The organism is Hymenobacter pini (assembly GCF_020421205.1).
In the GTDB taxonomy this organism is placed as follows: Bacteria; Bacteroidota; Bacteroidia; order Cytophagales; family Hymenobacteraceae; genus Hymenobacter; species Hymenobacter pini.
This window is the reverse complement of the sequence record NZ_JAIZZH010000007.1, coordinates 91,725-104,026: the sequence shown is the minus strand read 5'-3', so window position 1 is coordinate 104,026 and position 12,302 is coordinate 91,725. Positions and strand designations below refer to the sequence as shown.

The 12,302-nt window shown below is 59.4% G+C and carries 15 protein-coding genes; 14 read left to right on the top strand and 1 reads right to left on the bottom strand.

The window, feature by feature from the left end; all coding sequences use genetic code 11:
* Positions 1-27 precede the first annotated feature (27 nt).
* Positions 28-483, bottom strand: coding sequence for a hypothetical protein (locus LF252_RS21385; RefSeq protein ID WP_226271633.1), 456 nt, complete (start codon positions 481-483; stop codon positions 28-30).
* 97 nt (positions 484-580) lie between these two features.
* Here LF252_RS21385 and LF252_RS21380 point away from each other — a divergent pair, with 97 nt between their 5' ends.
* The 14 genes from LF252_RS21380 (at position 581) to LF252_RS21315 (ending at position 12,302) form a co-directional block, all read left to right on the top strand.
* Entirely contained in the window at positions 581-754 is a 174-nt protein-coding gene (locus LF252_RS21380) for a DUF5522 domain-containing protein (RefSeq protein WP_226271632.1), read from the top strand.
* 175 nt (positions 755-929) lie between these two features.
* The gene (gene rpmB / locus LF252_RS21375; RefSeq protein WP_044003635.1) at positions 930-1,169 is read left to right on the top strand and encodes a 50S ribosomal protein L28; all 240 of its coding nucleotides are present in this window, start codon (positions 930-932) and stop codon (positions 1,167-1,169) included.
* A 189-nt stretch (positions 1,170-1,358) separates the two neighbouring features.
* Positions 1,359-2,999: an aminopeptidase P family protein gene (locus LF252_RS21370; RefSeq protein ID WP_226271631.1), complete on the top strand. Its 1,641-nt coding sequence runs from the start codon at positions 1,359-1,361 to the stop codon at positions 2,997-2,999.
* A gap of 175 nt (positions 3,000-3,174) precedes the next feature.
* Entirely contained in the window at positions 3,175-3,357 is a 183-nt protein-coding gene (gene rpmG / locus LF252_RS21365; RefSeq protein WP_045689232.1) for a 50S ribosomal protein L33, read from the top strand.
* An 8-nt stretch (positions 3,358-3,365) separates the two neighbouring features.
* On the top strand, positions 3,366-3,527 hold the full coding sequence (locus LF252_RS21360; RefSeq protein WP_226271630.1) for a DUF4295 domain-containing protein: 162 nt from the start codon (positions 3,366-3,368) through the stop codon (positions 3,525-3,527).
* Between the two features lie 187 nt (positions 3,528-3,714).
* Positions 3,715-4,692 carry a signal recognition particle-docking protein FtsY gene (gene ftsY, locus LF252_RS21355; protein ID WP_226271629.1) on the top strand — a complete coding sequence of 326 codons (978 nt, stop codon included), beginning with the start codon at positions 3,715-3,717 and terminating at the stop codon, positions 4,690-4,692.
* A 192-nt stretch (positions 4,693-4,884) separates the two neighbouring features.
* Positions 4,885-5,814 (top strand): alpha/beta hydrolase, encoded by a 930-nt coding sequence (locus LF252_RS21350; protein ID WP_226271628.1) that lies wholly within the window; start codon positions 4,885-4,887, stop codon positions 5,812-5,814.
* 157 nt (positions 5,815-5,971) lie between these two features.
* On the top strand, positions 5,972-6,487 hold the full coding sequence (locus LF252_RS21345; protein ID WP_226271627.1) for a hypothetical protein: 516 nt from the start codon (positions 5,972-5,974) through the stop codon (positions 6,485-6,487).
* 144 nt (positions 6,488-6,631) lie between these two features.
* The gene (rimO, locus tag LF252_RS21340) at positions 6,632-7,945 is read left to right on the top strand and encodes a 30S ribosomal protein S12 methylthiotransferase RimO (protein WP_226271626.1); all 1,314 of its coding nucleotides are present in this window, start codon (positions 6,632-6,634) and stop codon (positions 7,943-7,945) included.
* Positions 7,946-8,144: 199 nt separating this feature from the next.
* Positions 8,145-9,737: a bacillithiol biosynthesis cysteine-adding enzyme BshC gene (gene bshC, locus LF252_RS21335; protein ID WP_226271625.1), complete on the top strand. Its 1,593-nt coding sequence runs from the start codon at positions 8,145-8,147 to the stop codon at positions 9,735-9,737.
* Between the two features lie 147 nt (positions 9,738-9,884).
* A complete protein-coding gene (locus LF252_RS21330; RefSeq protein WP_226271624.1) occupies positions 9,885-10,727 on the top strand; it encodes a carboxypeptidase-like regulatory domain-containing protein in 843 nt (280 codons plus the stop codon).
* 205 nt (positions 10,728-10,932) lie between these two features.
* Positions 10,933-11,127: a hypothetical protein gene (locus tag LF252_RS21325; protein ID WP_226271623.1), complete on the top strand. Its 195-nt coding sequence runs from the start codon at positions 10,933-10,935 to the stop codon at positions 11,125-11,127.
* 42 nt (positions 11,128-11,169) lie between these two features.
* Entirely contained in the window at positions 11,170-11,679 is a 510-nt protein-coding gene (locus LF252_RS21320) for an RNA polymerase sigma factor (RefSeq protein ID WP_226271622.1), read from the top strand.
* Positions 11,680-11,696: 17 nt separating this feature from the next.
* Positions 11,697-12,302 (top strand): hypothetical protein, encoded by a 606-nt coding sequence (locus LF252_RS21315; RefSeq protein ID WP_226271621.1) that lies wholly within the window; start codon positions 11,697-11,699, stop codon positions 12,300-12,302.

Genomic DNA, 12,302 nt, shown 5'->3' with positions numbered 1-12,302 from the left:
AATGGCGGGTTAGCGTACTGGTGCCATTTATTCCTGCTCGGTCAAGCGTTCCTCCAGGTCCCAGAATTTGCCGAGGTAGTTGCCTTCCTCTCGGCCATCAGGGTAAAGCAAGAGCCAGTCCTGCACGGCGCTTTCGGGCACCTCAACCGGAGCGGTGGAGTTATTATCCAGTCGAACAATCTGGCCGGTGAGCTGCGGCGTGGGCCAGGTCAGTACGCGCACTACCAGCAGTTCCGGGGTGGCTGCTTCGTTGAGGCCCCGGGCTACCACGTACAGCTGGGCTCCGGTAGGTAGCCCGTTCTGAAACCGGCGGCGAACAGCGCTCAGAGTGCGGTGGGCCTCCTTCACCGGCAGGGTAGGTAGTACCAGCGGGGCCTGCTGTACCTGCCGGGTCAGGCTCTGCACGGGCGGCGGCAGCTGCTGGGCCAGGGCCAGCGCTGGGCACAGGCTGATACTGAGCGCAAGAAGCCACGGGACACGCATACCGGTCGGGGTTGAAACAGCCGGCAAGATACGGGCTGGCGGTTCATAGTGTGCCGGAGCGGCTGCGTACCTTGCGGCTTCACCCACTCCGCAGCCCGTGCCCCGTCCTACGCCCCAGCCGCTCCAGCCCGGCGACGTTTACTACACGCCCGAGGGCTATATGGTATTCACGGAGCAGTACCATCGGCGGCGCGGCTACTGCTGCGGCAGCGGCTGCCGGCACTGCCCCTGGCGAAAAAAAGAAGGTGACGGAGACAAAGGGCTGAAATAAGCCCTGGTGCAGGCCTGCCGTGCCCCGGGCTCCGCAGGGGACAGAAAAGCTCCCTGCCGCCAGCTCATTTAGTACTTAACGCGCTATTTTTCAGCGGCGCTGTTTGATACTGTTGAAAAATTCCGATATTTGCGGCCCCGTTTTTCCGCTTTGTAACACTCAACTTTCTGATATCATGGCCCGTGTTTGTGACCTTACTGGCAAGCGTACCCGCGTAGGCAACAACGTTTCGCACGCCAACAACAAAACCAAGCGCAAGTTCTACCCGAACCTGCAGAAGAAGCGTTTCTACATCCCGGAGCAAGATGCTTGGGTTACGCTGAAAGTGGCTACCAGCACCATCCGCACCATCAACAAGAACGGCATCATGTCGGTTCTGAAGAAGGCGAAGGAGCAAGGCTTCATCGTTTACTAGTCCGCCTGTTCTAGGAGACTAGTCGATTTTCTTCCCGCGAAGCTTCTGCGGCCCGCATTTCCATTTCCGGAAATTGTGGCGGCAGAAGCTTCGCGTTTTTGTAATGGCGCACTGGCCACTGGTCGTATATTCGAGGTACGGTTCAGCTGCGCGCAACGTCTGGCGTAGTGGGGGCGTCTTTGCGTCGCTATGTCTACTTCTGTCTCCTCTCACGTGCGCGCCCTTTTGCTGGCGGCCTCACTCGTGGCGGCTCTGCCCGCCGCCCACGCCCAGCGCAATGCCGGCCCCGACCACCCGGCGGATTTGCTGTCCCCCGCTTTTCATAAGCAGCGCCGCGAACTAGTGCGCCAGGGGCTGCCGGCCGGCGCGGTGGCGGTGGTATTTGCCGCGCCCGTGCGCAACCGGGCCAACGATGTAGACTTTGTGTATCATCAAAACCCCGATTTGTATTACCTGACGGGGTATGATGAGCCGAACAGCATGCTGGTGTTGTTCAAGGAGCCGCAGACGATTGACGGCCAGGCGGGCATCACCGAAATGCTGTTTGTGCAGCCCCGCGACCCGCAACGGGAGCAGTGGACGGGCCACCGTCTCGGGGCCGAGGGGGCCAAGCAGCAGTTGGAGCTGCAGTACACCGTAGATGGCAAGTCGTTTGCCTCGGCGGGTATCAAATGGGCCGATTTCAAAACCGTGGCCTTCACGGAGCTGCCCAGTGATGTACGCGACGACCCGCGCGACCCGGCCGACTTGTTCAACCTGGTGGCCTCATTCCGGCAGCTCTCCGGCGTGCCCGCCGACTTCAACCCCCAGCAGTCGGACCTGTACAAAACCATTCAGCGCTACGGGGTAAGCAGCGCCGCCAACCTACGGCCCTACCTCGAAAACCTGACCAAGCAGAACCCCGGCGTGGCCCAGGATGCCTACGTGCAGAACTACCTCAAAGCTACCACCGATGCCGAGCGCCAGAAGGCCGTAGCCAACCGCCCGGTCGCGCGTTTCGACTCCGGCACCCTCAACGATGTGCTCGGCGAGTTGCGGGCCGTGAAAACGCCCGAGGAATTGGTGCTGCTGCGGCGGGCCGTGCGCATTAGCGCCATAGGGCAGCAGGAGGTAATGAAAGCCACCCGCCCCGATATGGGTGAGATGGAGCTGCAGGGCCTGCACGAGTACGTGTACAAAAAGTACGGCGCCGAGTTTGAGGGCTACCCCAGCATTGTGGGGGCTGGCAACAACGCCTGCGTGTTGCACTACATCACCAACGATAAGCCGCAGGTGAAAAACGACCTGCTGCTGATGGACTGCGGGGCCGAATACCACGGCTACTCCGCCGACGTAACACGCACCGTGCCGCCCAGCGGGAAGTTCAGCCCGGCCCAGCGCCAGGTGTACGAGCTGGTGCTGGCTGCCCAGGATGCCGGCATTGCCGCCTGCAAACCTGGTGCTGAGTTCCAGGACCCGCACAAAGCCGCCCAGAAAGTACTAGCCGACGGCTTGCTGAAACTGGGTATCATTCAGAAGCCGGAGGACGTGCGCCGGTACTTCCCGCACGGCACCAGCCACTATCTGGGCCTAGATGTGCACGACCGGGGCAACTACGGCCCGTTGCAGGCCGGCAACGTAATTACTGTGGAGCCCGGCATCTACATTCCGGAAGGCAGCCCCTGCGACAAAAAGTGGTGGAATATTGGCGTGCGCATCGAAGATGACATCCTCATCACGGCCACGGGCGCCGAAAATATTTCCCGGGAAGCACCTCGTGCCGTGGCAGATATCGAGGCCATGATGGCCCGCCCCAGCGCTTTGGATGACTTTAAACTGCCTAAATTGTAAAAGACAAGCAGTGCGGGGCCAGCCAGCGCAATGCGTCATGTAGGTGATAGTGGACAAATGAAAAGGTGCCTGGCTTGGCTTCAGCATCATGCTATCAATTAATTACTTGTATTCTGTTTGACTTTTCGAAAAAGGCGTGTACCTTTGCAGTCCTTAATCCCAAAACCCCGTCGAGATGGCTAAAAAAGGCAACCGGGTGCAGGTAATCCTTGAATGCACTGAGCATAAAAACTCGGGGCAGCCGGGCACCTCGCGCTACATCACCACCAAGAACCGTAAGAACACTCCTGAGCGCATTGAGCTGAAGAAATTCAACCCCGTGCTCAAGAAGATGACCGTTCACAAGGAAATCAAGTAATCTGAGCAATGGCTAAGAAAGTAGTAGCAACCCTGAAAACCTCGACCGGCAAAGACTGGGCTAAGGTGATTCGTGCCGTGAAATCGGAAAAGACCGGCGCTTACACGTTCCGTGAGGAGATGGTGCCCGTTGACAAAGTGCAGGAGTATATCAGCACCGGCGTTAAGTAATCTGGCGCCACCCGTGGCATCCTGATATAGTAGTGAAGAAGTCCCGCCACCGTGGGACTTTTTTGCGTTGTAGCGCGAAGCTCCAGCTCCGCGCGTGGCGGGGGCAGTGCGGCCGGTGGCTGCTACCCGCGCCATCGTCCATCGTCAGCAACGATGCGCGAAGCTGGAGCTTCGCGCTACACTTCGTATGGGACTCTTCGATTTTTTTAAGAAGGATAAGGAAAGCAAGGAGCAGCAACAGGCCCTCGACGAAGGCTTGCAGAAAACCAAAACCAGCTTCTTCGACCAGCTGAGCAAGGCCGTAGTGGGCAAAGCCACCGTGGACGAGGCTGTGCTCGATGACCTAGAAACCATGCTGGTGCACGCCGATGTGGGCATTGATACCACCGTAAAGGTGATTGACCGTATTGAGAAGCGTGTGGCCCGCGACAAATACGTGAGCACCTCGGAGCTGGACCGCATTCTGCGGGAGGAAATTGCCGATTTGCTGGACCGTAACAGTGGGGCCACCGGCTCCCGCGCCATCCTCGACCGGCCCGACAATACCGGCTCGCCCTTCGTGATTATGGTGGTGGGCGTGAACGGGGTGGGCAAAACTACCACTATTGGCAAGCTGGCCCACCGCTTCCACTCGGCCGGTAAGAAAGTGGTGCTGGGCGCGGCCGATACCTTCCGGGCGGCCGCCGTGGACCAGCTTATCATCTGGGGGCAGCGCGTGGGCGTGCCGGTTATTTCGCACGGCATGAACACCGACCCGGCTTCCGTGGCCTATGATGCGGTGCAGAAGGGTGTGGAAATGCAGGCCGACGTGGTGATTATCGACACGGCCGGCCGTCTGCACAACAAGGTGAACCTGATGAACGAGCTGAGCAAGATCAAGCGCGTGATGCAGAAGGTGATTCCCGATGCGCCCCACGAGGTATTGCTAGTACTGGATGGCAGCACCGGCCAGAACGCCTTTCTGCAGGCCAAGGAATTCACCAAAGCCACTGAGGTATCTGCCCTGGCCATCACCAAGCTCGACGGCACTGCCAAGGGCGGCGTGGTTATCGGTATTTCGGATCAGCTGCAGGTACCCGTGCGCTACATCGGCGTGGGCGAGAAGATGACCGACCTGCAACTCTTCGATCGGACGACGTTCGTGAATTCGTTGTTCAAGAAATAGGAATTGCCTCACTTGTCATTCCGAGTGAAGCGAGGAATCTGGGTAAATCGTTGAACGATACAGCCAGATTCCTCGCTTCACTCGGAATGACCGTTTTTATTGGTTCGTCGGGTCGTCATGCAGAGCCGGAGGCGAAGCATGACGTTCTCCATCCTTTCTGAATAGCTTTGTCGCCCGTACTTCTCCACTGCTATGCGCTTTCCTATTGTTCTTTCCCTGATTTTTCTGCTGCTCAGTTCCTCACTACAGGCCCAAACCACACCGCAAAAGCCAGTAGCCGGCCGCATTGAGCACATCGAAAACTTTCCTTCCAAGCTGGTGGAGCCGCGGAACGTGGACGTGTGGCTGCCGGCCAACTATGATGGGAAGCGCCGCTTTTCGGTGCTGTACATGCACGATGGGCAGATGCTGTTCGATAGTACCACCACTTGGAACCACCAGGCTTGGAACGTGGACGACGTAGTGGCGCGGCTGCAGAAGGAGGGAAAACTACAGGATGTAATAGTAGTGGGCGTGTGGAATGCCGGCCCGCGCCGCCACGCCAATTATTTTCCCCAGAAGCCGTTTGCGCAGCTGACCACCGCGGAGCGTGACACCGTGCAGCAGCAGCTCCGGCAGGCTGGCCGCAGCACCGAGGCGTTTCAGCCCAATTCCGATGCGTACCTGCGTTTTCTGGTGACGGAGCTGAAGCCCATGATTGACCGCAAATACCGGGTGTACACCGACCGGCCGCACACGTTCGTGGCTGGTAGCAGCATGGGCGGGCTGATTTCAATGTATGCCTTATGCGAGTACCCGGCGGTATTCGGTGGGGCAGCCTGCCTGTCCACGCACTGGCCCGGCACATTCACGCTGCGCAACAACCCCATGCCGGCGGCTTTCCTGCGCTACCTGCGCACCAACCTGCCCGACCCGCGCACCCACAAGCTGTATTTCGACTGCGGCGACCAGACGCTGGATGCGCTGTACCCGGCCATTCAGCGGGAGGTAGATGCCGTGGTGCAGGCCCGGGGCTACACGCCAGCCTCCTGGCAGACGCGCTACGTACCCGGTGCTAACCACAGCGAAAAAGCCTGGAATCAGCGCCTCGACTGGCCGCTGCAGTTTTTGCTGGGCCGGTAATAAGTATGCATGATTACGTTATACCTTATCGTAGCCAATTGACCGAATAATGGCTACAAATCTACAAGGGGGAGGATATAAGGTAAATTGATTGTGTGTACCAGTTAGTGGCATGCATTATATGCAATAGAATGGCATTATATATCAGCTGTTTTTCATGAGAAATTTTATTCGTGTCTGCCTGATTGTGCGTAAATGGCTCTGCATTTCGAGTTTTGTTTTTGCGGTTTTGATCCGCGTCAATGACGCTCGAGCACAGACATCTGTGAGGCGCATTGTCTGTTCACCCGGTGTTTCCTATCAAGAACATTTTTTCGGGGAAATTAACCTGATGTATGCCGACGTAGAAACCGGGCACATTGCGGGTGTGATTGGTCCACGGGTCGGAATGGAGGTTAGTTGGCAGGATCGATTGATATATGCTCCTAAAATTGGCTATGAAATAGCTGCAGCAGTCATCACTTTTCGAGGTAATATAATTGGCTATGTAGACCGAGGAAGGCTCGATATGCGCGTTTTACCTGAAGTAGGAGGAAGTTTACTTGGGTCCGCTAACCTGACCTATGGCTACAATGCTCCATTGCTAACTTATCGTAGTGAAGCAACTAGCCGGCATCGAATAACGCTTACAGTTAATATAATATCGGATATATGGGACGAGTTGCGAAAGTGAAGGAGTAGCACAAAGAAACCTTCTGTGTAGGAAAAGGCGTTGCCGGGTTCGTACCTTTGCGGTCCGATTTTTCGTCGCGGGCTGTAAGCGGGCAACTTTCTCAGCTAGAAAGCTTTGTCCGGCCGCCCGACTACCCAGCACAGTATGAAAGTAAGAAGCCAGCAGGCCAATAAAGTCAACGTTATTACCCTTGGGTGCTCCAAAAACCTCGTCGATTCGGAGGTGATGATGGGGCAGCTGCGGGCCAACCAGTTTGAGGTAACGCACGAAGCCGACAAGAGCGACGCCAACATCGTCATCATCAACACCTGCGGCTTTATTGACAATGCCAAGCAGGAGAGCATCGACACCATCCTGCGCTACGCCGACGAGAAAGAGGCGGGCCGCCTCGAGAAACTGTACGTGACGGGCTGCCTCTCCCAGCGTTACAAGGACGACCTGGAGCAGGAGATTCCGCAGGTGGACGCCTACTTCGGTACCCTGGAGCTGCCCCAGTTGATGAAGACACTGGAGGCCGACTACAAGCACGAACTGGTGGGTGAGCGGCTGCTGACCACGCCCTCGCACTACGCTTACTTCAAAATTGCCGAGGGCTGCAACCGGCCCTGCTCGTTCTGCGCCATCCCGCTGATGCGCGGCAAGCACCAGGACCGCCCTATTGAAGACCTAGTAAAAGAAGCCAAGCGCCTGGCCTCGATGGGGACCAAGGAGCTGATTCTCATTGCCCAGGACCTGACCTACTACGGACTGCAGCACTACGGCGAGCGGAAGCTGGCCGACCTGATGCGCCACCTCTCCGACGTGAACGGCATCGACTGGATCCGGCTGCAGTACGCCTACCCCTCGCAGTTCCCGATGGATGCCCTGGACGTGATGAACGAGCGGGACAACATCTGCAAGTACCTGGATATGCCCCTGCAGCATATTTCGGATAACATGCTGAAAACCATGCGCCGCGGCATCAGCAAGCGCCGCACGGTGGAGCTGGTGGACACCATCCGGCAGCGGGTGCCCAACATTGCCCTGCGCACTACCCTCATTGCCGGCCATCCCGGCGAAACCCAACAGGATTTTGAGGAGCTGTACCGCTTTGTGGAGGATACCCGCTTCGACCGCCTAGGCATCTTCACCTACTCCCACGAGGACAACACACACTCTTACACCTTGGAAGACAACGTGCCTGCCGACGTAAAGCAGGACCGCGCCGACCAGATTATGGAGCTGCAGCAGGGCATCTCGATGGAGCTGAACGAGGAGAAGGTGGGCCAGACCTACAAGGTGCTGTTTGACCGCAAGGAGAGCGGCTACTTCGTGGGCCGCACTGAGTTCGACTCGCCCGAGGTGGACAACGAAGTGCTGGTGCCCGCCACTAAGGACACTTACGTGCGTCTCGGCGACTTCGCCCAAGTGCAGATTACCGAGGCCTCGGACTTCGACCTGTACGGTAAGCTGGTGTAGATTTTTTAGCGGTTGGCTACTAGCAATTGGCTGTTAGCTGGTGAAAGGCGTAGATGCCTTGCCAGCTGACAGCCAATTGCTTTTAAGATTTTTGCTGAGCCTGGAGAGCTAGTAGCTAAGGGCCAAAAACCAACAGCTTGAAAAAGCTCAGTTACTTTGTGGCCGCTGGCCGGTTATAGCCCGATACTTCTCCTCTCGTATGTCCGTCACGACACTTTCGTACGCCGCAACCGGCGCGTTTTCCTCTTTGCTTACCGATTATCTGGGCCAGGCGGAAGCGCTGCAGCCGTTCTACCACCGCTTCCCCACGCTGGCTGCCTTCGAGGAGCAAATCCGGGAAAAGCAGGACCAGTACACGCCTGCAGCCCGGCAGCGACTCACGGCCGAGCTGCAGCGGCAGTACGCCACGCTTCCCGCGGTGCACCCGGCCGTGCAGGCCAATCTGGAGCTGCTGGCGAAGGACACGACGTTCACCATCACCACCGGCCACCAGCTCAACCTGCTCACCGGGCCGCTGTACTTCATCTATAAGATTGTAACGGCTGTGAAGCTGGCCCGCCAGCTGAAGCAACAGTACCCGCAGTACGACTTCGTGCCGGTGTATTGGATGGCCTCCGAGGACCACGACTTCGCCGAAATCAACCACCTGAACCTGTTCGGCAAAAAGTACGAGTGGAACGCCGCCAACCAAGGCGGGCCCGTGGGCCGGCTGCCGCTGAACGGTCTGAAAGAGGAGCTGCTCGACCAACTGCCCGCTGATGTGCCGGCGCTGTTCCGCGAGGCCTATGAGCAGTCAGGCACCTTGGCCGAAGCCACCCGCCGCCTCACGCACGCGCTGTTTGGCGAGTATGGACTGGTGAGCCTCGACGCCGATGCTCCCGCCCTGAAGCAGGCACTGGTGCCGGTGCTGGAGCAGGAAATTCAGGCCCAGGCCTCCAACCAAGCCGTGCAGCAGGCCAACGCCCGCCTCGAAGCCGCCGGCTACAAGCCCCAGGTGTACTCGCGCCCCCTCAACCTGTTTTTCCTGACGGACGGCGGCAAGCGGGAGCGGCTGGAGTACGATGCGGCCCAGGACTGCGTGCAGATTACGGTGCGCAACACTGGCCGCTGCCACACCCAGCAGGAGCTGCTGGCGCTGGCCCAGGAGCACCCCGAGCAGTTCAGCCCCAACGTGGTGTTGCGGCCCCTGTACCAGGAGCTGCTGCTGCCCAACCTCTGCTACATCGGGGGTGGGGCCGAGGTGGCTTACTGGTTTCAGCTGAAGGGCGTATTTGGGCAAAATAACGTGCCGTTCCCCATCCTGCTGCCCCGCAACTCGGCCCAGTACGTGGGCAAGGCCAACGCCGGCAAGCTGCGCAAGCTGGGGCTCACCTCGCTGGACATCTTCCGGCCGCTGCCTGAGCTGAAAAAGCAGGTAGGTGCCGCGTTGGGCCAGGAAGAAGTGAGCCTGCGGGAGCAGCAACAGCAGCTGGCCACCGCCTTTCAGCAGATGTCCGATCTAGCCCAACGCCTCGACCCCACGCTGGTACGCACGGTAGCCGCCGAACAGCAGAAAGTGGCTGGCATTGTGCAGGGCCTGGAAAAGCGCCTGAGCAAGGCTGCCGAAGCCAAGCACGAAACCGCCTACACCCAGCTCACGGCCCTCAAGGACAAGCTGATGCCCAACGGCCACCTGCAGGAGCGGGAGGATAATGTGCTGAGCATCCTCATCAACAATCCGCAGTTTATCAACCAGTTGCTGGATGCCTTCGACCCGCTGGCCCTGGAGTTTACGGTGCTGGAAGAGGAGTAACTGAGCCGGACAGGCAACCATCGGCCGCTGGCAGGGCTCTGGGAGAGAGTTGTTCTACTTTCTCCTGGTTACTTGTTCCCGATGGTGTCTATCCGATTTTCTCGTCTTTCTAATTCCTGGCTGCGGAGGGCGGCCGGTGCGCTGCTTGTGGCGCTGCTGCCCCTGGCGGCCATTGCCCAAACGCTGACCGGCACTATTACCGCTGGCCCCGCCGCGGGCCCGGTGCCGTACGCTAACCTGGGTATTCCGGGCAAGACGGTGGGCACCGTAACGGACGAGCACGGGCGCTATCAGCTGGCCTACGCGCCGGCCAACCTCAATGATACGGTGTACGTGTCCAGCTTGGGCTACCGACCACAACGGGTGCTGCTGCGGGAGCTGGTGGCGCAGCCCAACCGCGTGCTGGCAGCCGTGGCCGTGCCGCTGGCCGGCGTGCGGGTGCAGGCCTCGGGGCTATACAAGCGCCGCCGCACGCTGGGCTGCACCAGCACTTCCCAGTCCATCATATCCAGGCTGAAAGCCGAGCACCTGGGGGCCGAGGTAGGAATGGTCATCTCCCTCAAACACAAGCCCACCAAGCTGCTGACGGCCCATTTCAACGTGCTGTACTATCAGCCCGATACTTTGCGGTTCCGGGTGAACCTGTACCGCCTGCTGCCTAATGGCCGCCCGTCGGGGGAGAAGCTGCTCACCCGTAACCTGCTGGTGAGTACGGCCGAGCGGTCCAATCCGAAAGCCCCGCTCACCGTAGATCTGGCCACGGACCAGCTAGTGGTGGATGAGGATTTTCTGCTGACGCTGGAATGGATTAGCGGCGGGGAGGTGCAACAGGTGAGTAAAAACCTGGCCTTTTCCAGCGCCCTGGGCTACGGCAAGGGCGACCTGTACTTCCGCAAAACCAGTCAGGACTCCTGGGAAAAGCCCTCCTTGGGGGCGGCCCTGGCCGGTATGCAGCCCAGGGTGGGCTTCTACGTAACGGCCCTGGATTAGCGCTGTAACGTCAGTCCTTGGACTACTGCGCACTGGCCTCTCGTCTGCTTGCCTGGGAAGGGAGTAGGCGAGGGGCCAGTGGCGTACTGAAAAAAAGTTGTGACAGGCGTGTAAGAAAACGACGGGACGGCACACTAAGGGAATAGAAAAGGCTCCGGAACCCGCTCTGCTCTCCCCACTGTCTTCCCTCATTCCCGTCATCGTCATGCTGAAAGTTATCCTGAAGTTGCTATTGCCCCTGGGTGTCTTGTTGCTGTTTCTGCCTTTGCTGCTGCGCGCCGAGCTACGGCCAGTGTCGATGCAGTACCGGGCGTTGCCGATGGTGGGCCCTGCTGGGCTATGCCTTGGGGTTGCCGGAAGCCCCGCGGAATGCCAGCCGGCTCCGGCCAGCCGCCGCTAAGTACCTTGCCCGTCCTGCTTCTGCCCTTCGTTTCCTCCCCTCATGCCTGTATCGTTTGATGAGCTGGTAGCGGCTAACCACGACCGGCTGCACCGCATCTGTCGGGCCTACCTGCCCCACGACTCGGCCGCGGCCCAGGATTTGTACCAGGAAATGCTGGTGCAACTCTGGACCTGCCTGCCCGGCTACCGAGGCGAGGCCCAGCTGAGCACCTGGGTCTACCGCGTGGCCGTGAATACGGCCCTGCTGTTCCGCCGCCGCGAGCAGCGCCAGCCTACGGCTCGTTCCACGTCGGCCGACGTGACGGAGCACCTGCCAGCCGAAACGGATGAGGCCGCCCGCGCCCACAACACCCTGCTCGACCAGCTTCACCACTGCATTGCCCAACTGCCCGACGCCGACCGGTTGCTGGTGTCGTTGCTGCTCGAGGATGCTTCCTACCAACAGATTGCCGAGGTGTTGGGCCTGAGCGTGAGCAACGTGGGCGTACGCCTCAACCGGCTGAAAAAGAAACTGGCCGCCTGCGTGGCTCCCGCCCGCCTAGCCGACTAACCTCTGTGCTTTTTGTTATGGATTTTCAGGAATTACAACGCAGCTGGCAGCAGCAAACCGCGCCGGCCGCCTCCGTCCCGCCAGAGGGCACCAGCACTTCCGGCCTGTTGGCCGAAACCCGGCGCCTGCACCGGCTAGGCCAGCGCCGCAATTGGCTGGCTTCGGTGCTGATTGGGCTGGCTTATATACTGCTGATTGGCCCGGCAATTCTACAGTATCCATCCTTGGCTCCTCTGCAAGCCAGTGGACTGGGTTTGCTAACCCTCACCCTGCTGGGCTACGTGGCCCTGATGTGGTGGGGCACGGCTCTGCGCCGCGCCGCCCGGCCCGACCTCGACAGCCAGGCGTATCTGCAAGCGTGTCTGCGGACCTTCCGCTTCCGGCGCACTACGCTGCTGTGGCTGGCGGTGCCTTATGTGCTTGGCTTGGGGGTAGGCCTATGGCTGCTGAATGAGCACCGCCTCACCTACGCACCCCTCTGGCAACCACTTTTGGCACTGGTATTACTGGTGGGCGGGGCATTATGGGGCCGCCGGGCCGCATTGCGTCGGTACGAGCAGCAATTCGGGCAAACCGAGCGGCAACTGCTGAATGCGCAGCAGGCATTGGAGTTGAAAGGCTAA